16 protein-coding genes are annotated in these 19,729 nt (G+C 42.6%); 8 read left to right on the forward strand and 8 right to left on the reverse strand.

The annotated features are described in order from the left end of the window. Positions 1-19 precede the first annotated feature (19 nt). The 5 genes from N473_RS26340 to rpmH all read right to left on the reverse strand — a co-directional run bounded on the left by N473_RS26340 (position 20) and on the right by rpmH (position 3,195). A complete protein-coding gene (locus N473_RS26340; protein ID WP_155735659.1) occupies positions 20-190 on the reverse strand; it encodes a hypothetical protein in 171 nt (56 codons plus the stop codon). Between the two features lie 397 nt (positions 191-587). Next, positions 588-2,219, reverse strand: a complete 1,632-nt coding sequence (gene yidC / locus N473_RS18345; RefSeq protein ID WP_063369174.1) for a membrane protein insertase YidC — start codon at positions 2,217-2,219, stop codon at positions 588-590. Between the two features lie 8 nt (positions 2,220-2,227). Then, positions 2,228-2,533 (reverse strand): membrane protein insertion efficiency factor YidD, encoded by a 306-nt coding sequence (gene yidD, locus N473_RS25995; protein WP_081221257.1) that lies wholly within the window; start codon positions 2,531-2,533, stop codon positions 2,228-2,230. Between the two features lie 107 nt (positions 2,534-2,640). Beyond that, complete coding sequence (gene rnpA, locus N473_RS18350; RefSeq protein WP_063369175.1) at positions 2,641-3,054, reverse strand: ribonuclease P protein component; 414 nt, start codon at positions 3,052-3,054, stop codon at positions 2,641-2,643. Between the two features lie 6 nt (positions 3,055-3,060). Further along, the gene (rpmH, locus tag N473_RS18355) at positions 3,061-3,195 is read right to left on the reverse strand and encodes a 50S ribosomal protein L34 (protein ID WP_005492430.1); all 135 of its coding nucleotides are present in this window, start codon (positions 3,193-3,195) and stop codon (positions 3,061-3,063) included. A 695-nt stretch (positions 3,196-3,890) separates the two neighbouring features. On the opposite strand from rpmH, the gene dnaA reads away from it, so the two are divergent. From dnaA to N473_RS18390, 7 genes are all read left to right on the forward strand, one after another. Further along, positions 3,891-5,300, forward strand: a complete 1,410-nt coding sequence (dnaA, locus tag N473_RS18360) for a chromosomal replication initiator protein DnaA (protein ID WP_063369176.1) — start codon at positions 3,891-3,893, stop codon at positions 5,298-5,300. A gap of 10 nt (positions 5,301-5,310) precedes the next feature. Beyond that, the gene (gene dnaN, locus N473_RS18365) at positions 5,311-6,414 is read left to right on the forward strand and encodes a DNA polymerase III subunit beta (protein ID WP_039611141.1); all 1,104 of its coding nucleotides are present in this window, start codon (positions 5,311-5,313) and stop codon (positions 6,412-6,414) included. 10 nt (positions 6,415-6,424) lie between these two features. Beyond that, positions 6,425-7,513, forward strand: a complete 1,089-nt coding sequence (gene recF / locus N473_RS18370) for a DNA replication/repair protein RecF (protein WP_063369177.1) — start codon at positions 6,425-6,427, stop codon at positions 7,511-7,513. A 12-nt stretch (positions 7,514-7,525) separates the two neighbouring features. After that, a complete protein-coding gene (gene gyrB / locus N473_RS18375; RefSeq protein ID WP_063369178.1) occupies positions 7,526-9,943 on the forward strand; it encodes a DNA topoisomerase (ATP-hydrolyzing) subunit B in 2,418 nt (805 codons plus the stop codon). A 184-nt stretch (positions 9,944-10,127) separates the two neighbouring features. Next, entirely contained in the window at positions 10,128-11,027 is a 900-nt protein-coding gene (gene glyQ, locus N473_RS18380) for a glycine--tRNA ligase subunit alpha (protein ID WP_039611136.1), read from the forward strand. Positions 11,028-11,029: 2 nt separating this feature from the next. Then, the gene (gene glyS / locus N473_RS18385; protein ID WP_063369179.1) at positions 11,030-13,099 is read left to right on the forward strand and encodes a glycine--tRNA ligase subunit beta; all 2,070 of its coding nucleotides are present in this window, start codon (positions 11,030-11,032) and stop codon (positions 13,097-13,099) included. Positions 13,100-13,164: 65 nt separating this feature from the next. Then, positions 13,165-13,617 (forward strand): hypothetical protein, encoded by a 453-nt coding sequence (locus N473_RS18390; protein ID WP_063369180.1) that lies wholly within the window; start codon positions 13,165-13,167, stop codon positions 13,615-13,617. Between the two features lie 62 nt (positions 13,618-13,679). Here the strand turns inward: N473_RS18390 and tusA are convergent, their stop codons facing one another. The 3 genes from tusA to fadB form a co-directional block, all read right to left on the reverse strand. Beyond that, positions 13,680-13,919 carry a sulfurtransferase TusA gene (gene tusA, locus N473_RS18395; RefSeq protein WP_063369181.1) on the reverse strand — a complete coding sequence of 80 codons (240 nt, stop codon included), beginning with the start codon at positions 13,917-13,919 and terminating at the stop codon, positions 13,680-13,682. A 181-nt stretch (positions 13,920-14,100) separates the two neighbouring features. After that, entirely contained in the window at positions 14,101-15,267 is a 1,167-nt protein-coding gene (fadA, locus tag N473_RS18400; RefSeq protein ID WP_039611132.1) for an acetyl-CoA C-acyltransferase FadA, read from the reverse strand. 1 nt (position 15,268) lies between these two features. After that, positions 15,269-17,431 (reverse strand): fatty acid oxidation complex subunit alpha FadB, encoded by a 2,163-nt coding sequence (fadB, locus tag N473_RS18405; RefSeq protein WP_063369182.1) that lies wholly within the window; start codon positions 17,429-17,431, stop codon positions 15,269-15,271. Positions 17,432-17,814: 383 nt separating this feature from the next. Between fadB and N473_RS18410 the strand changes: the two genes are divergently transcribed. Further along, positions 17,815-19,683 (forward strand): transglycosylase SLT domain-containing protein, encoded by a 1,869-nt coding sequence (locus N473_RS18410; protein ID WP_063369183.1) that lies wholly within the window; start codon positions 17,815-17,817, stop codon positions 19,681-19,683. The last annotated feature ends 46 nt before the right edge of the window (positions 19,684-19,729 follow it).

The following is a 19,729-nucleotide window of genomic DNA, read 5'->3' on the forward strand; positions in this document are numbered from 1 at the left end:
TTTATTTGATTTTAAAAAGTTATCTAAGCCCCTTTAATACACCGAGTATATGCTTGGTTTGCTGAATTTGCTCGGTTGGTAAATCATACTGCTGCGCAACTGCTAATTTATCTGACCAAACTTGGATCTGGTCAATGGGCGTATTGAAGTCTCTCTCCTTCAGGAAATAGCTGTGTGTGCTTAATATCAAAGCTCATTAGTGCGGCTTCATGGGCCGTTATTTTGCCTTCTGATAAAAGCTGTTGAAACAGGGCTACCATTTCATTTGTCGACATTGCATAGGGGTTGTAACGCTGTACAGGTGTGTTTGACAGTTGTTTTGCGCTGTTGCTGAGCGTGATTTTGATTTGGCTGGGCCAGTGCGCATTGGGTGTTTAGCGGAGGGAACTGTTACCTGTATGCGGTTTGAAATCATCATTTGTTTTTGTCCTGGAGTTGCAAATGGTGTGTGGCGAATATGTCTAAAATAACAGCCAGTTAAATGCCAAGATGTACCGGTATAAGGGGGAGTTTCGATAAGTGAATTAGTTGTATGTACAAGATCAAAAACGCCCGCAGTAGCGGGCGCTTTTTAAGGCGGTTACGCGTTAGTCGCGTACTTTGATGCCTTTTTTCTCCATACCACGGTAGATGATAAGCATTTGTGCAATAGAGATGATATTTGACACTAACCAGTAAAGTACTAGACCTGATGGGAACCAGATGAAGAATATAGAAAATGCGACTGGCATATATGTCATCATTTTCTGCTGCATTGGATCTGTGATGGTCATCGGTTGTAGTTTTTGCGTTAGGAACATACTTGCACCAAATAAAATTGGTAATACATAGTAAGGGTCCATCGCTGACAGGTCAGTAAGCCACAAACCAAACTCCGCGTGGCGTAGCTCAGTCGACTCTAGGAATACATAGAATAACGCTAGGAAAATTGGCATTTGCAGTAACAGTGGGAAACAGCCACCCATAGGGTTCACTTTTTCTTTGCGGTACATTTCCATCATGGCTTGACCAAACTTCTGACGGTCGTCACCGTAGCGCTCTTTTAATTGTTGCATCTTCGGCTGTAATGCACGCATTTTTGCCATTGATGTGTACTGTGCTTTTGTCAGCGGGTAAAGGAGAGTTTTCACGATCACGGTAATACCTATGATAGCTAGACCCCAGTTGCCTAAAATACCGTACAAGAATTTCAATAGTACTAACAGCGGCTGAGAGATAAACCATAACCAACCGTAATCCACTGTTAGGTCTAAATCTTTATGTAGTGCTTCTAGTGCGTCAGTATCTTTTGGACCCATATAGTAAATGGCTGATAACTTGGCGTCTGAGTTAGCCTGAATATTTACCGGCTCACCCTTAGCACCAATGATACCTTGGTTATTTCTCAGAGAGGTGTAAATAGTATTGTTAGTCTCTGCTTGTGGTACCCATGCACTTACAAAATAGTGTTGGATAAACGCAACATAACCACCTTGGGTATTCTTGTTAAGATTTGCTTCGCGCATTTCGTCAAAAGAATACTTTTCATAAGGCTCATCTTGTGTGCCATATGCTGTCCCTAAATACGTTTGAGTCATGATGCTGTCTTTGTCTTGTGCTGTACGCTTGATTTGTGTGTACAGTTGAACTTGAACAGGGTTTTCTGTTGCGTTGACCACATCATATTCTAGCGCAACGTCATATTGACCTGCTTTGAATACAAATGTTTTTGTAAATTGAACGCCTTTTTTGTCAACAAATGTCAGCGGTACACGCAGTTCATCACCTGATAAGGTATATGACTTTTGCTCGCTTGAATAAACAGGGCGACCTTCACTAGATGCATCTGGACCATTTAGGCCGATCAGACCACTTTGTGAAATATATTGCTTCCCTTCAAATTCACCAAGTAGTAAGTAAGGTGTATCGCTACCATGCGTTTCAGCATGTTGAAGTAGTTTGGCTTCAACAATATCACCACCTTTTGTGTCGATTTTAACATCAAGTACGTCCGTCGTTACTGTAATGACAGAACGGATTGCTTGAGTGTGCGCAACCGGTACGTCCGCTTCGTTAGAAGTCGGAATATCCGCTTGATCGTTATTTGAAGGTGAAGTGGCCACTTGTGTGACAGCACTGGTCTCGGCTTTGCTTTGAGCTTGTTCTTCTTGCCATTCACTAAATAGCAAAAAAGAAACTAAAAGCAATCCGATCAATAAAAACGTGCGTTGCGATTCCATAACAGCTCTTATTTCTCGTGTTGTTTATCTTGATTCGATTTCTCAGGGACGGGGTCATCCCCACCTGCGCTTAAAGGGTGACATTTTAATATGCGTTTAACCGCTAACCAACTCCCTTTTGCAATTCCGTGTAAATTAATTGCCTGAATTGCATAACTTGAGCATGTTGGATTAAATCGGCAATGTGGTCCAAGCATTGGACTGATAAATTTTTGATAGGCTTTGATAAGCGAAATCAAAAATAAACGTATTGCCGAAAGCGGATAATCCACCAATCGTTTACTCTCGCTTTTTGTCTTTGAGGCGTGTTTCATAGTCGCGAGGTAGACTCGATAAATCAGTGATTAAAAGGTGAGCTAACCTTACCCTAATTCGCTAAAAATTGCCATGTTAGGACAGTTATTGGGGTATAAAAGCGCTGTTATTTTTTAGACTTGTTATTGGTTGGACGTTTTTTATGATGTTTTGGTTTTGGCGCACCAGGCTTACAACGTTCGTTGATTTTGCGCCAAAGCTTGTTTAGTTGCTTTGTAAGTTCTTCATTACTTTGTTCATCTACACCGGTTTTGACCATCAAAACGATATCGATGTTGTCTAATTTATGACGGTTTAGACGGAAGCTTTCTCTGGCAAGACGCTTAATGCGATTACGTTGACAGGCTTTTTTACAACGTTTTTTAGCAACGGTTAATCCAAGACGTGGGTGACCTACATCATTAGGTTTTGCTAAAAGAGTAAAAACAGGGGTTGCTGCACGAGCAGGCTCTTGAAATATGCGGGAGTAATGCGAGGGAGTTAACAGACGTAACTCCCTGCTGAAGCCTAAACCTTCCACTTAATATTAAGCAGAAAGCTCTTTACGGCCTTTAGCACGACGACGTGCTAATACTTTACGGCCATTTTTAGTAGCCATGCGAGCACGGAAACCGTGAGTACGCTTGCGTTTAAGTACGCTTGGTTGAAAAGTTCTTTTCATAACTAATCCATCCGATCGGTTAAAGTTAAAACATCCTATGCAGGTCGCGATCCTGGCACAGGTGCCATTTCGAGCGCGAGATATTAAAGCCGACGAGCACGAAAGTCAATCATAATTGTGATAGAAGGCTTAATTTATAGGCAAACTGGTGCAAAATTGACAGAAACGCGTTCTATTTACCTAAATAAGGTAATTTATTTTATGCTTTCTATATATAGATAAAAGAAAGCCATTGTCTTTGCTTTATATAGAAGGATCAACTTTTGTGATCTATCTATATAAGATCTAGATCTTAGCTGTGGATCAAGTTGTTTGATCTTGAGGAGGTTTTCCACAGAGCTTGGGTGAAAATTGGCAACAACCTTTGGAAAACTTAAATTGATCTGATTTTTATGGTGAGATCTTGTGCTTTTTTTGATAAGATCTTTGTAAATAAGTAAAATTAAAATTCCTTTTAAAACATGTGTTTATCTTTTTTACTTGGTGAGATCTTAATTTTTTTAAAAGTCAATATTGATGTTGTGGATAAGATCCCTTCATAATATCCGGCTTCCACCTGTGAATAATTGATAATATACAAACATTTCCGTAGATCTTTGAGTTAGCTGTGAATAACTCTGTTGGTTATTTTGTGAATGCACGCAAAAAACTGGCTTTAATGATGTGCGGGAATAATAAATATTTCGGAGTGCAATGTGTATCTGTCGGTTTGGCAAAGTTGTTTATATGTTTTGCAAGATGAATTGCCATCGCAGCAGTTCAATATGTGGGTTAGGCCACTACAAGCAGAAAGTACCGAAGATACTTTAACCATCTATGCACCTAATCGTTTTGTGTTGGATTGGGTTCGAGAAAAGTACTTAAATCGAATAAATGAACTACTGATCGAAATCTGTGGCGATGAAGCGCCTGAATTACGTTTTGATGTCGGTAGTAAGCCGATGGCGCAAGTTCAACCTCAAGTTTCCGCAGGTGCGCCTGCTGATGATTTCAGCGCGCCTAGTTCGTCACAAGCATCATCAAAGAATCAGATGCAAGCGCCTGTTAATGATGTAAAGGTTGAGCCAGCTCCGAAATCTAGCGTTAAATCTAATATCAAAGAAAATTATACCTTTGATAATTTTGTCGAAGGTAAGTCGAACCAATTAGCAAAGGCTGCAGCAACACAAGTTGCTGACAATCCGGGCTCCGCTTTTAATCCCGTATTTATATATGGCGGTACTGGTTTAGGCAAAACCCACTTATTACATGCTGTGGGCAATGGCATCATTGATAAAAAACCGGATGCAAAAATCGTATATATGCACTCAGAGCGCTTTGTGCAAGATATGGTAAAAGCGCTGCAAAACAATGCCATTGAAGATTTTAAGCGATATTACCGTAGCGTTGATGCGTTGATGATCGATGACATTCAGTTTTTTGCCAATAAAGAGCGTTCTCAAGAAGAGTTTTTTCATACCTTTAATGCACTGTTAGAGGGCAACCAACAGATCATATTGACATCTGATCGCTACCCGAAAGAAATTGAAGGGGTGGAGGATAGATTAAAATCTCGTTTTGGTTGGGGGCTAACCATTGCGATTGAGCCGCCAGAGCTTGAAACGCGCGTTGCGATTTTGATGAAAAAGGCGCAGCAAAGTAATATTAATTTGCCTCATGAAGTCGCATTTTTTATCGCGAAAAAGTTACGTTCAAATGTACGTGAACTTGAAGGGGCGTTAAATCGCGTTATCGCAAATGCCAACTTTACAGGACGTCCAATCTCGATTGAGTTTGTTAAAGAGGCGCTACGTGACTTGTTAGCACTGCAAGACAAGCTGGTGACAATTGACAATATTCAACGTACCGTCGCCGAGTACTATCGTATTCGCGTGTCAGACTTGTTGTCTAAACGACGTAGCCGCTCAGTTGCGCGACCTAGACAAGTTGCTATGGCATTGTCAAAAGAACTCACCAACCATAGTTTGCCAGAAATAGGTGATGCCTTTGGGGGGAGAGACCATACCACGGTATTACATGCATGCCGTAAAGTAAAAGAACTTCGTGAGGAAAGCCACGAGGTAAAAGAAGATTATCAAAACTTGATCAGAACATTGTCATCTTAAGGGTTGAGTGATGCAAATAACGATAGTAAGAGAACAATTTTTAAAGCCGTTAATGCAGGTGTCTGGTGCCATAGAGCGCAAACACACCCTTCCTATTTTGTCTAATGTACATTTAGAAGTAAAAAATGGTGTACTGTCAATGACGGGAACTGACCTAGAAATTGAGTTAGTTGCGTCTATTACACTTGATAATGACACAGCAGACACAAAGCTTACATTACCAGCCAAGAAACTGTTGGATATTTGTAAGAGCCTGCCTGATAATTCGGACTTGCACTTCAGTACACAAGAGCATCAAGTTTTATTGACCAGTGGTAAAAGTCGTTTTTCATTGACGACATTAGCTGCTGAAGACTTCCCTAATTTGGAAGAGTGGCAAGGTGAGGTTGAATTTAAGCTAACGCGTTTAGAGTTACGTAAGTTACTCGAAGCAACACATTTTTCGATGGCTAACCAAGATGTGCGTTATTACTTAAATGGTATGTCATTTGAAGTGGATGGTAACGAAATTAAAACTGTGGCGACAGATGGTCACAGGTTGGCCATCGCGCAGAAGCAACTTGAGCAATCACTTGGTGCGCAACGTCAGCTGATCATTCCTCGCAAAGGCGTGTTAGAAATAATGCGTTTACTACCAGCGGATGATGAAGAGTTGACTATACAATTTGGTGCAAATCATTTCCGTATTATTGATCAAGAAGTTATTTTTACCAGTAAGCTTGTAGATGGGCGCTTCCCAGATTATCGTCGTGTTTTACCTCGCGGTGGCGATAAGCTTGTGACGGCTAATCGTGAGTGGCTACGCAGTGCATTTCAACGCGTGTCGATCTTATCAAATGAAAAGTTTCGTGGTGTAAGGTTGAATTTAAGTAGCGGCATTTTGAAGATCAGTGCCAACAACCCAGAACAAGAGCAAGCTGAAGAAACGGTAGAAGTGAACTATCAAGGGGATGATCTTGAAGTTGGTTTTAATGTTTCTTATTTACTGGATGTGTTAAACACATTAAAAACAGAGGATGTGCAATTTACGTTAGCTGACTCAAATAGCAGTGCTTTGATTGAAGGCAGTGGCGAGGATGACGCAATGTACGTTGTAATGCCAATGCGCCTATAGAGGGCGCTCAATGAGTTTGACACATATAAGCCTCAATGATTTTCGCAACATTGAGGCAATTTCTATTTCCCCTTCAAAAGACCTTAACTTAATTCTAGGCCAAAACGGCAGTGGTAAAACTAGCTTGCTTGAGGCGATTTATTTCTTGTCTAGTGGTCGCTCTTTTCGCACAAATAAGCACAAGTTGATGATCCGTAGTAGTCAGGAAAAATGTATTGTTCACGGTAAAAAACAACTACATAACTTGTCTATACCAATTGGAATTAGCAAGGATCAAAGCGGTGATACGCAGCTTCGTATTCAAGGGCAAGCAAGTCGACGTATTGCAGAACTAGCACAAATTTTACCCGTTCAAGTCATCACACCAGAGAGTTATGAGTTATTTTTTGGTGGCCCAAAAGAACGGAGAAAGTTTCTTGATTTGGGAGTGTTCCACGTGGAACATTTATTTTTCGAAGTTTGGAAAAGCTTTAATAAAGTCCTGAAACAGCGCAATGCGTTATTAAAATCAAAACCCGCAAATTGTATTGAGCAAATTAAATTTTGGGACAAACAATTTATTGAATTGGCTGAACAAATAAATATCTATCGAAAAGCGTATATAAGTAGGTTTGAAGGCTATTTTTTTGATAAGATAGGGGGGATTAGCCCTGTTTTTGAAGGCCTTGAAACTCGCTATGATGCGGGTTGGAAAGGGGAACTAAGTGATGTCCTTCAAACACAGCTTGAGCGAGACTTAAAACTCGGCTATACAAGTCGAGGTCCTCATAAAGCAGACTTTAATTTTAAAGTGCATGGTCATAATGTTGAAGGGATCATGTCTAGAGGCCAGCTTAAGCTGCTGCTTTATGCGCTCAAGATTACACAGAACAATTTAATTGAACAAGAGACTGAAAAGCAGTCTATTTTGCTAATCGATGATTTACCATCTGAATTGAGTTCTGAGACTTTAGGGTGTGTGGCAAAGCTCCTTACTATTTGCGACTCACAGCTGTTTATCTCAGCAATCAGTTCAGACAGTTTAACGCCTGTTGTGGAACGACTTGATAAAAGTATTGAGATGTTCCACGTGGAACATGGTCGTTTAATAACAAATTAATTGGAATTAACCATGTCTGATAATTATGATTCATCCAGTATTAAAGTACTGAAGGGATTGGATGCTGTAAGAAAGCGTCCAGGAATGTATATCGGCGACACTGATGATGGAACTGGATTACATCACATGGTCTTCGAAGTTGTTGATAACTCAATTGATGAAGCATTAGCTGGATACTGTGACGATATTTTTGTGACAATTCATACTGATGGCTCTGTTTCTGTACGCGACAATGGTCGTGGTATACCAACCTCGATTCACCCAGAGGAAGGCGTATCAGCTGCTGAAGTAATCATGACTGTACTACACGCTGGTGGTAAGTTTGATGATAACTCATATAAAGTATCTGGTGGTCTTCATGGTGTAGGTGTTTCTGTTGTTAATGCACTTTCTGAAAAACTACAACTAACTATCCGCCGAGATGGCGAAGTGCATCAACAAAAGTACACTATGGGTGTGCCTGATGCACCTCTAGCCGTGATTGGTGAAGCTGAGTCAACAGGTACTGAACTGAGATTTTGGCCAAGCCCTGAAACGTTCTCTGATATAAACTTCCACTATGACATTCTTGCAAAACGCCTTCGTGAGCTGTCATTCCTCAACTCTGGTGTGAGCATTATCCTCACTGATGAACGTGAAGAAAACAAAAATGACCACTTCAAGTATGAAGGTGGTATCCAAGCGTTTGTTGAATACCTTAACCGTAAGAAAACACCTGTACATCAGCATGTTTTCCACTTTACCACTGAACGTGAAGATGGTATCAGCGTTGAAGTTTCTATGCAGTGGAATGATGGCTTCCAAGAGAATATCTATTGTTTCACGAACAATATTCCACAGCGTGACGGTGGTACCCACCTTGCTGGATTCCGTGCGGCGTTAACAAGAACACTTAACACCTACATGGAAAAAGAGGGCTTTAATAAGAAGAACAAGACCAGTGCAACCGGTGATGACGCACGTGAAGGTTTGACCGCGGTTGTGAGTGTTAAAGTACCTGATCCTAAGTTCTCTTCTCAGACTAAAGATAAGCTGGTTTCAAGTGAAGTCAAAGGCGCAGTAGAGCAAGCCATGGCTGAAAAGCTGAATGAATTTTTACTTGAAAACCCGCAAGATGCTAAAACTGTCGTGAATAAAATCGTTGATGCAGCGAGAGCGCGTGAAGCAGCACGTAAAGCAAGAGAGATGACGCGTCGTAAAGGTGTGATGGATCTTGCTGGTTTACCTGGTAAATTAGCTGACTGCCAAGAAAAAGACCCAGCGCTATCTGAACTATATATAGTGGAGGGTGACTCAGCAGGTGGTTCTGCAAAGCAAGGTCGTAACCGTAAAAACCAAGCGATACTACCGCTAAAAGGTAAGATCTTAAACGTTGAAAAAGCGCGTTTTGATAAGATGTTGTCTTCGCAAGAAGTTGCAACGTTAATTACTGCTCTCGGTTGTGGTATTGGACGCGACGAATATGACCCAGAGAAGCTGCGTTATCATAGTATCATTATCATGACCGATGCGGACGTGGATGGCTCACACATTCGTACGTTGTTATTGACCTTCTTCTATCGTCAAATGCCAGAAATCATTGAACGTGGTTATGTTTATATTGCTCAGCCGCCACTTTATAAAGTGAAAAAAGGCAAACAAGAGCGCTATATAAAAGATGACCACGCATTGACTGAGTACCTAACAACATTAGCCCTTGATGGAGCGGCACTGTATTCAAACGAAGGTGCTGATGCGATTGAAGGCAATCGTTTAGAGAATTTGGTCCATGATTATCAAAAGACGGTTGATGTAATTGTGCGTTTGCAGCGTAAATACCCAGCATCAATCATGAATCGTCTTGTCTACCAGCCTGAACTGACTGAAGCAGACTTAAGTGATGAAGCAAAAGTATCAGCTTGGAGTGAAGCGCTTGTTGCTGACCTTATCAAGCATGATGATGATGCGACAATTTTCTCTGCAGCAGTGAGTTATGATGATGAGCGTCACATGTATTATCCAGTGGTGAATATTCGTCAGCATGGCGTTGATAAAGCACACACTCTCAGTTATGACTTTATTACTTCTAAAGATTATGCACGCATTGCAAACACAGGTAAGCAAATTGCACATATCATCGAAGAAGGTGGCTACATCCAACGTGGTGAAAAGACTCAGCCTGTTAGCAGCTTCGTTGAAGCCCTTGATTGGCTAATCAATGAGTCTAAGCGTGGCTTGTATACACAACGTTATAAAGGGTTGGGTGAGATGAACCCTGACCAGCTTTGGGAAACGACTATGGACCCTGACGCACGCCGCATGCTACGTGTGACTATCGAAGATGCGATTGCTGCCGATCAGCTATTCGCAACCTTGATGGGTGACCAAGTTGAACCACGTCGTGACTTCATTGAGCAGAATGCTCTGAGAGTAGTTAACTTAGACGTATAACTCTGCCTCATAGCAAATCCATAAAAAAGGAGGGGAAACCCTCCTTTTTTTCGTTTTAACGCTTAATTCTGTGCACCGCACACGGTATACTGAGCATAATTTTCAATCATTAAAACTCAATTTTGCGCTATTTGATTTGCCGCTAATTTGAGTCCCATGTACCAAATAAATATAAAAGCCAACTATGCAAAAATATGATATCAAAACCTTTCAAGGGTTGATCCTGGCTTTACAGGACTATTGGGCACAGCAAGGCTGTGTAATTGCACAACCACTAGATATGGAAGTTGGTGCGGGCACATTCCACCCGATGACTTTCCTGAAATCAATTGGTCCAGAGCCAATGTCGAGCGCGTATGTTCAGCCATGTCGTAGACCAACCGATGGTCGCTATGGTGAAAACCCGAACCGCTTACAACACTATTACCAGTTCCAAGTTGTACTAAAGCCATCACCGGATAATATTCAAGAGTTATACCTTGGCTCATTAGAAGCTCTGGGTATAGACACATTAACGCACGAAGTCCGTTTTGTTGAAGATAACTGGGAGTCACCGACATTAGGTGCTTGGGGTCTTGGTTGGGAAGTATGGCTAAATGGCATGGAAGTAACCCAGTTTACTTACTTCCAGCAAGTCGGTGGTATTGAGTGTTCTCCAGTAACGGGTGAAATCACTTATGGTTTAGAGCGTTTAGCCATGTATATACAAGGTGTGGATAGCATCTATGACCTAGTGTGGACAGACGGTCCTATGGGTCGTGTGACTTATGGTGACGTATTCATGCAAAATGAAATCGAGCAATCGACTTACAACTTTGAGCATGCTGACGTCGACGCGTTATTTAACCAGTTCGATCAGTGCGAAAAAGAAAGCCAAAAGTTAATCGAAGCGGGCTTACCATTACCAGCCTATGAGCAAGTAATGAAAGCCTCTCATGCATTCAATTTATTAGATGCGCGTCATGCTATTTCTGTGACAGAGCGTCAGCGTTATATCTTGCGTGTAAGAGCATTATCAAAAGCGTGTGCACAAGCTTATTTTGAAGCGCGTGAAGCACTCGGATTCCCGCTTTGTAAGGACTGATCATGACAACTGAAAATTTATTAGTAGAAATTGGTACTGAAGAATTACCACCAAAAGCATTACGCAAGTTAGCTGAAGCATTTGCTCAAAATGCCGCGGCGGAATTAGAAGCGCTAGAGCTTGCGCATCAAGGTGTGAGTTGGTATGCATCTCCTCGTCGTTTAGGCATTCAAGTAAAGCAACTTGAAACGCAGCAAAAAGACAAAGTCGTTGAAAAACGAGGCCCAGCGATTAAAGCGGCATTTGATGCCGAGGGTAACCCGACAAAAGCTGCACAGGGTTGGGCACGCGGTTGCGGCATTGATGTGAGTGAAGCAGACAAGTTAGAAACTGAAAAGGGCGCTTGGTTACTTCATAAGGCAACTGTAAAAGGCCAACAGGCAACGGAACTACTGAGTGATGTGATTGCAAAAGCTTTGGCTAAATTACCGATCCCCAAGCCAATGCGTTGGGGGGCGAATAAAACACAATTTATCCGCCCTGTGCACACGGTTGCAGCATTGCTAGGTAATGAGATCATTAAAGGTGAAGTACTGGGCAAACAGATCAGTAATGAACTGCAAGGTCACCGTTTCCATCATCCGGCACGCACGACTTTAGCCCATGCTGATGACATTTTTGATACTTTAAAGAACGCGTATGTCATTGCTGATTACGATGTGCGCAAAACACAGATCCGTGCTCAGATTGAAGCTGAAGCTGCAAAACTGGGTGCGGTTGTCGCAATGGATGAAGACTTACTTGAAGAAGTAACGTCGTTAGTTGAATGGCCAGTAACACTGACTGCATCATTTGATGAAGCGTTCTTGTCTGTACCAGATGAAGCCCTCATCTATACGATGAAAGATGACCAGAAGTACTTTCCGTTATTGAATGACAAAGGCGAGCTGATCAATAAGTTCTTATTTGTATCAAACATTGAAAGCAAAGATCCAAGTGTGGTTATCTCAGGCAATGAAAAAGTGGTTCGTCCGCGTTTAGCAGATGCACAGTTCTTCTTTGAAACAGATAAGAAGAAAACTCTGGAAAGTCGTTTGGAGTCGCTTGGCGGCGTTTTATTCCAAAAGCAGCTGGGTACACTGAAAGACAAATCTGAACGTATTGCTGCATTGGCAGGATATATTGCTGAACAATTAGGTGCGGATAAAGCATTGGCAGAGCGCGCTGGCCTTTTGAGCAAAACAGACTTAATGACTGAAATGGTCATGGAGTTTACTGATGTACAGGGCGTCATGGGTATGCACTATGCGCGCATTGACGGTGAAGCAGAAGAAGTGGCAGTTGCACAAAACGAGCAATATATGCCGCGTTTTGCAGGTGATGCACTACCTTCCAACCCAATTAGTTTTGCAGTCGCATTGGCTGATAAGTTTGACACGCTAGTGGGTATTTTTGGTATTGGCCAAATTCCAAAAGGCGATAAAGACCCATTTGCATTGCGTCGTGCTGCCATTGGTGCATTACGTATCATGGTTGAGAAAGAGCTTCAGTTAGACATTTTAGACATTGTTGCAAAGGCACAAACCCTGTTTGGCGACAAGCTGACCAATGACAAGGTTGCAGATGATGTCTTTGAGTTTATGCTAGGTCGTTTCCGTGCTTGGTATCAAGATGAAGGGATAAGCGTTGATGTGATCCAAGCTGTATTGGCACGTCGTCCTGCACAACCGGTTGATTTCGATCGCCGTGTGAAAGCGGTAAGCCACTTCCGTACATTGGATGAAGCTGAGGCACTTGCTGCTGCTAACAAGCGTGTAAATAATATCTTGGCTAAGAACAATGTAACCAGTGACGCTGCAGTATCGGCTGATTTGTTAAACGAAGATGCTGAGAAACAACTGGCAGAGCAAGTTGCGGCATTGACTGAAGAGCTTGCACCTGTGTATGCACAAGGTGACTATCAACAAGCATTGACGCGTTTGGCAAGCCTGCGTGAAGCCGTTGATAACTTCTTCGACAATGTGATGGTCATGGCAGATGATGAAGCGGTTAAGAATAATCGCCTTGCATTATTAAGTCAGCTGAGCCGCTTATTTTTGAATACAGCAGATATTTCTGTATTACAAAATTAAGTAAAAACACACTGTATTAAGCCAGCTATGATGCTGGCTTTTTTATTATTAAAAAGGTGAGACAAATGGACAAAAGAATCGCGTTATCCATTATGATTTTGTTAGGACTTGTGGGTTGCGCTTCACCAAACGTAAGTGAACAAATCGCCACGGGGGCCAATGAACCTGATGCAAAAGTCATCGAGCGTCCCATGTATTTACGCGGTGATTTTAGTTTGTGGGATGCTGAGGGCATATACCAACTTAAGCCTCAGGGAAATGGCATATATACCGTTCGTGCTCGGTTTATGAGTCCCGGTAAAGTATATGAATTTAAAATTGCGGACGAAGCTTGGAGCCAAGGTTATAACTGTGGTTATCGATATACTAGTGCGATTACGTTAGTCAAACCACAGCCTGCAGACTGCAACACCATCTATAATTACTTTAGTTTTACACCAGATAAGAAAGGGTGGTATCGCATTACCCTAGATTATCGAGATGCCAATAATCCGATGGTTATTGTACAAAGAGATTAATTTAGAGCGCTGTTAAGTGTTAAGCCACCTTGAGTGGACATATTAATGAATAATGAAAGGGCTTATTTCCCCTTTTTGATCAAATAGCGATAGGGAGATTGTGACACTTCTTGTGCAACTAATGTGTGGTCCATAAATTCGCAAAAGCTAGGTATATCACGGGTCGTTGAAGGGTCGTCTGCCACTATTAATAGCGTTTCACCATGATTCATTTTTCGCACCATACCACGGATCATCATCACCGGCTCTGGGCAACGAAGCCCAATCGCATCTAAGGTATGATCAGTATTGTCAAAACTCATAAAATTGCACTTAGCCTTAATTAAAAAAGACATTCTAACTTGGCATGTATGAAAATTTAAAGAGGGCTGGGATAAATAGTTAGAATAAGGTCTAATTTAAATCGGCGATAAAAAAGGCAAAGTCACAATAGATGACTTTACCTTGGTTACCAAGTTGAAATTGGCGATGACAACAAGCGTGTTAATTCACGCGTTCAAATACGGTGGCGATACCTTGGCCTAAACCAATACACATGGTTGCAAGGCCATATTTGGCATCTTTTTCTTCCATAATATGAATCAGTGACGTACTTATCCTCGAACCAGAACAACCCAATGGGTGGCCAAGTGCGATTGCGCCACCATTGAGGTTCACCTTTTCGTCGGCTACGTCTAATAATCCGAGGTCTTTCATTACAGGTAGAGATTGCGCAGCGAATGCTTCATTAAGCTCGACTACATCTAGATCTTCCACTTGAATACCTGCTTGTTTAAGTGCTTTTTGGCTCGCTGGAACAGGGCCATAACCCATGATAGAGGGATCGCAGCCTGCAACCGCCATTGACTTAATGCGCGCTCTGATCGGCAGGCCAAGCTCTTTGGCTTTGCTTTCACTCATCACGAGCATGGCCGACGCGCCATCAGATAGTGCGGATGAAGTACCTGCTGTCACAGTGCCACTGGCTGGATTAAACACGGGGCGTAATTGACTCAGTCCTTCAAGGCTGGTTTCTGGGCGGATCACTTCATCATGTTCAACCAATACAGGAATACCGTGTTCGTCATGACCCTCTGTCGGTAAAATTTCTTTTGCAAAGCGGCCTTCAACACTGGCTGCGTGAGCGCGTTGGTGTGATCGTACTGCGAATGCATCTTGTTGCTCACGGTTAATACCATGCAGCGTTGCGAGATACTCTGCGGTTAAACCCATTACGCCGGCTGCTTGTGCAACTGAAGTAGACAGACCTGGATGAAAGTCTACTCCATGGGTCATCGGGACATGGCCCATATGCTCAACACCACCAATAAGGTACGTATCGCCTGCGCCTGTCATGATAGCGCGAGCGGCATCATGCAGTGCTTGCATTGAAGAGCCGCACAATCTGTTTACGGTCACTGCCGGTACAGAGTGTGGTATACCAGCGAGAAGTGCTGCGTTACGTGCAACGTTGAACCCTTGTTCAAGTGTTTGCTGAACACAACCCCAATAAATATCATCAATGGACTCTGGGGCAACTTGTGGGTTACGCTCAAGTAGACCTTTCATGAGGTGTGCACTGAGATCTTCTGCACGGCGATGCTTAAACACACCACCTTTGGAGCGGCCCATAGGGGTACGAAGACAATCTACGATAACTGCATGTTCCATATTACTGGCCCTCCACTTGATAGAACACTTTACCTTCTGCTGCCCAAGCACGTGTTTGCTCAGAAACTTGGTAAATTTCACCTAAGTCAGCATATTTATCTGCCATAGCAACAAACTCACTTAAACCAATTTGATCTAAGTAACGGAAAGCGCCCCCTCTAAATGGCGGGAAGCCAATACCGTAAATCAATGCCATATCTGCTTCTTGTGGAGAAGCAACGATGCCTTCTTGCAAACACAACAAGACTTCATTGATCATCGGTACCATACAGCGCTCAATAATAGTTTGCTTGTCAAACTGCTGCGCGGTATCACAAATCTGACTCAATAGCGTCAATGATTCGGGATCTTTACTCTTTTTCAAACGACCTTTTCTATCAGGGGCATATTGATAAAACCCTTTTTGATTCTTTTGACCAAAGCGCTCTGCATTGGCTAGTAAGGCGACCGGATCTTTATCTTGGCGGGCCATACGGGTTGGGAAACCATCAGCCATCACGCCTGTACAGTGATTCGCGGTGTCGATGCCGACCACGTCTAGAAGGTAAGCGGGGCCCATTGGCCAACCAAATACATTTTCCATGACTTTATCAATTTGGCTAAAGTCAGCCCCTTCAACAACAAGCTTACTGAAGCCTGCAAAATAAGGGAATAAAACGCGGTTAACAAAAAATCCCGGGCAATCATTAACGACAATGGGGGATTTACCAAGTTTCAATGCGTAATCAACAACGGCTGCAACCGTGTCATCTGAGGTTTTTTCACCACGAATGATTTCAACCAATGGCATCTTAGGAACCGGGTTAAAGAAGTGCATACCACAGAAATATTCTGGATTTTCTAGTGCGGTCGCTAACTCATCAATACGGATAGTAGAGGTATTTGACGTCAACACAGTGCCTTTTGGTAACTGCTTTTCTAAATCAGCCAGTACGGCTTTTTTAATTTGTGGGTTTTCCACAACGGCTTCGACAATGATGTCTGAGTTTTCTAAATCACGTTCGTTGAGTGTTGGTTTTATTTTTCCAAGCGTAGCGACCATTTTTTCTGTTTTCATGTGGCCGCGTTTTACTTTTTTACCCAGTAGGCCGGCAGCTTCGCCCATGCCTAAATCAAGGGCCGCTTGGTTGATGTCCTTCATGACGATCGGCGTGCCTTTATAGGCAGATTGGTAGGCAATGCCACCACCCATAATACCAGCACCAAGCACAGCCGCTTGGTTAATCTTCAGTTGGCTGGCTTTAGCTTGTTTTTTCGCTACGCCTTTAATGTACTGATCGGCCAGGAAGATCCCCGTTTGTGCAGCTGCTTCTGCTGTTTTGGCTAATTTTGCAAAGTTGGCATTTTCGATTGCCATTGCCTCGTCACGGGTAAGGTTAGCTGCTGCTTTGATGGTTTTTACAGCCATCACTGGCGCAGGATAATGACCTTTGGTTTTAGCCATAACCATGCCTTCAGCCATCGCAAAGCTCATGCCTTGCTCGACACGATTCATTTTTAATGGCTCAAGTTTAAGCTGACGCTTTGCTCGCCAATCGAGCTTACCATCGATGGCTTGCTCTAGTGTTTTAATGGCAGCATCCATTAATTTATCCGCTGCAACAACGGCATCTAATGCACCGACTTTGAAAGCATCTGGTGCGCGATTTTCTTGACCTGTTGAAATCCAAGTCATGGCATTATCAGCGCCGATCACGCGTGGTAGTCTCACTGTGCCACCAAATCCTGGCATGATCCCAAGTTTAACTTCTGGTAAGCCAATTTTGGCATTCGGCGTTGCAATACGGTAATCAGTAGCAAGTACCCACTCACACCCACCACCAAGCGCTAGGCCATTGATGGCTGATAGGGTTGGGAAAGGTAAATCTTCAATCGCATCGAAGACGTCAGTGGCATCTTTGATCCAGCTGACGAGTTCTTGCTCTGGGCGATCAAAAGTGGGTAAGAATTCGAAAATATCGGCACCAACGATAAAGTGGTCTTTATCACTGGTAAAAATTAGGCCTTTTACATCATCACGTGCGCTGAGTTCAGCTAGTGCTTTGGCACAGTCTTGCAGGGTTTGCTGAGAGAGTTTGTTGACCGAACCGGGCAGACAAAATTTAAACTCAGCAATATTGCCTTTGCAAAAATCAACTACAAAGGACTCGCTTTTGATTAACATACTTGTTCTCCGTGACACTGGTACGATGAGTTGTCATTTAATTCAGTGTGGCGTCTTTAAATGAAAATTGCAATGAAAAATTTACCGCAGATTTACTGTAAAGCATAAATTGGGATGTTAAGGTGGCTAAGTGCATAGATTGAACTAAGGTGTTTTAAGGTTTGCGCATTCAGTTTATTTAAACCTTCAATCATGCATAACTTGATTATGGGCAGGGCAGACGTGCTGCTCGTGACTGTTTTAAGCAGTTAAATTAAGGAGAGTACTCAGCCATTGTCTTTAAATCATGATTTTAAAAATAGGCTGGGTCTAGATATACAACGCATTTATGTAAAGTATAGGTCACCATGAAATTACGGATCTCTCGGTTTTTTAGTACGGGTATGTGCGCTTTTTTCACTTTGTTAGGTACCCACGGGTATGCACAAAAACCCCATCAAGACTTTATTCAGGCTGAGCGTATTGCTTGGTCTGGCAATTATAATAAATTTAAACAGGCATTGGATGAGCTTGATCATCCCTTAAAGCCTTATGTTGAGATGACATTTTATAAACGTCATCCCAAGTTGAAATATGAAAGTGAGATTGCACAGTTCTTATCTGTATATGATCACACTCCACTGGATTGGCCTGTACGCAAAAGTTGGCTAAATTATTTAAAAAGGCGGGGTAAAAAAGCCCAATTTATTAACCACTTTCAAGAAACGACGAATGCCGATCTCAAGTGTACGTATTTGCAATTTCAGCTTGATTTAGGTGCGCCTAAAAAAGCCATATTAGATCAAGTTGAACCTTTGTGGGTGGTGGGAAAATCACAGCCTAAAGCGTGTGATAAACTGTTTTCACAGTGGCAAAAAGCGGGTTATCGTTCACAAGAACTAATTTGGCAGCGCATTACTAAAGCAGCTCAAGGTGGACAGACTTCGTTAATCAAGTACTTAAAAACGTTATTGCCAAGGCATGAGTCGTATTTAGCGGATTTATATGTGGCGGTACGCAGAGATCCAAGTGCCTCAGCGGGTTTATATCGTTATAAAAAGCGTAGTCAAAAAGAAAGTGAAATTGCGGTGTATGGTGTCAGACGCCTTATATGGCGAGATCCTCAGCTCGCACTGAGAGCTTGGGATAAATTGCAGGGCATGTTTGAATTTAGCCAGGCACAAAAAGACAGTGTAGCTTATCGTTTTGCCTTAGCACTGGCATCGAAAGGGCATGAGCAAGCACGTTTTTGGTTAAATAAAGTGCCAAATGAGTTGCAGGATGTAAAGCTGCGTCAGTGGTTGATGAGTAATATGCTCAAAGAGCAAGATTGGGAAGGAATTGCGGCACTGTTCACCGGCATGGATAACTTGAGTAATGGACAAACTTATTGGCTTGGCTATAGCTATGATAAGCGTGGAGAGCGCGGGAAGGCGGCTGAACTTTGGCAACAATTAGCGGGAAAAAGAGATTATTACGGCTTTTTAGCGGCCGCGAGACTCAATTTGCCACCTTCTATGAATGCACAGTCATTGGATGTAGATGAGCAAACCTTGGCAACGGTATCACAAGCTCCCGGGTTTAAGCGTGCTAAAGCATTGTATGAGCTAGATCGCTTTACTCAAGCGCGCAGAGAGTGGAACTATTTAACCAACACCTCTAGTACTCAAGAAAAATTGGCGGCATCGATATTAGCAGCTGATTTAGATTGGTATGACAGCACCATATATACCTTAGCGCAAATTAAGGCATGGAATTATGTCGATCTACGTTTCCCTATGGCGTTTGATACCTTATTTGAACGATACAGTGAAAGAAATCGAGTCGATCTGGCCTGGAGCTATGCGGTGGCTCGTCGAGAAAGTAGTTTTGCCCCAGATGCCAGATCATCCGCTGATGCCTATGGTTTGATGCAGATTTTGCCAAGCACGGCACGTTATGTCGCGAAAAAGCGAGTTTCTAAACAACAATTAATGAAGCCTTCAACCAATATTCGTTTAGGAACAGATTATTTAGAGTATTTGAAACGTAAAACCAAAGGCAATGAGATATTAGCGACGGCCTCTTATAATGCAGGCTATCACAGAGTAAAACGTTGGATACCCGGTGAGGCGATGCCAGCTGAACTGTGGATTGAGCTTATCCCGTACAAAGAAACTCGGGACTATGTGAAAAATGTCATGGCATATCGACAGGTCTACCATACTAAATTAGGCCGAGAAGGGAACGTATTGGCAGGGATCTTGGATATGAGTATAGGCGGCAACCGCTAATCCAAGGTAGTTGGTACTTTGTTTCAAGGGGTTGGCATGGCATCGT

The organism is Pseudoalteromonas luteoviolacea CPMOR-1 (genome assembly GCF_001625685.1).
In the GTDB taxonomy this organism is placed as follows: domain Bacteria; phylum Pseudomonadota; class Gammaproteobacteria; order Enterobacterales; family Alteromonadaceae; genus Pseudoalteromonas; species Pseudoalteromonas luteoviolacea_K.

What these genes read in the sequence shown, in the direction of transcription:
- yidC (WP_063369174.1), bottom strand. Translation starts at nt 2,219, where the DNA reads ATGGAATCGCAACGCACGTTTTTATTGATCGGATTGCTTTTAGTTTCT.
- yidD (WP_081221257.1), bottom strand. Translation starts at nt 2,533, where the DNA reads ATGAAACACGCCTCAAAGACAAAAAGCGAGAGTAAACGATTGGTGGAT.
- rpmH (WP_005492430.1), bottom strand. Translation starts at nt 3,195, where the DNA reads ATGAAAAGAACTTTTCAACCAAGCGTACTTAAACGCAAGCGTACTCAC.
- dnaN (WP_039611141.1), top strand. Translation starts at nt 5,311, where the DNA reads ATGCAAATAACGATAGTAAGAGAACAATTTTTAAAGCCGTTAATGCAG.
- recF (WP_063369177.1), top strand. Translation starts at nt 6,425, where the DNA reads ATGAGTTTGACACATATAAGCCTCAATGATTTTCGCAACATTGAGGCA.
- gyrB (WP_063369178.1), top strand. Translation starts at nt 7,526, where the DNA reads ATGTCTGATAATTATGATTCATCCAGTATTAAAGTACTGAAGGGATTG.
- glyQ (WP_039611136.1), top strand. Translation starts at nt 10,128, where the DNA reads ATGCAAAAATATGATATCAAAACCTTTCAAGGGTTGATCCTGGCTTTA.
- glyS (WP_063369179.1), top strand. Translation starts at nt 11,030, where the DNA reads ATGACAACTGAAAATTTATTAGTAGAAATTGGTACTGAAGAATTACCA.
- N473_RS18390 (WP_063369180.1), top strand. Translation starts at nt 13,165, where the DNA reads ATGGACAAAAGAATCGCGTTATCCATTATGATTTTGTTAGGACTTGTG.
- tusA (WP_063369181.1), bottom strand. Translation starts at nt 13,919, where the DNA reads ATGAGTTTTGACAATACTGATCATACCTTAGATGCGATTGGGCTTCGT.
- fadA (WP_039611132.1), bottom strand. Translation starts at nt 15,267, where the DNA reads ATGGAACATGCAGTTATCGTAGATTGTCTTCGTACCCCTATGGGCCGC.
- fadB (WP_063369182.1), bottom strand. Translation starts at nt 17,431, where the DNA reads ATGTTAATCAAAAGCGAGTCCTTTGTAGTTGATTTTTGCAAAGGCAAT.
- N473_RS18410 (WP_063369183.1), top strand. Translation starts at nt 17,815, where the DNA reads ATGTGCGCTTTTTTCACTTTGTTAGGTACCCACGGGTATGCACAAAAA.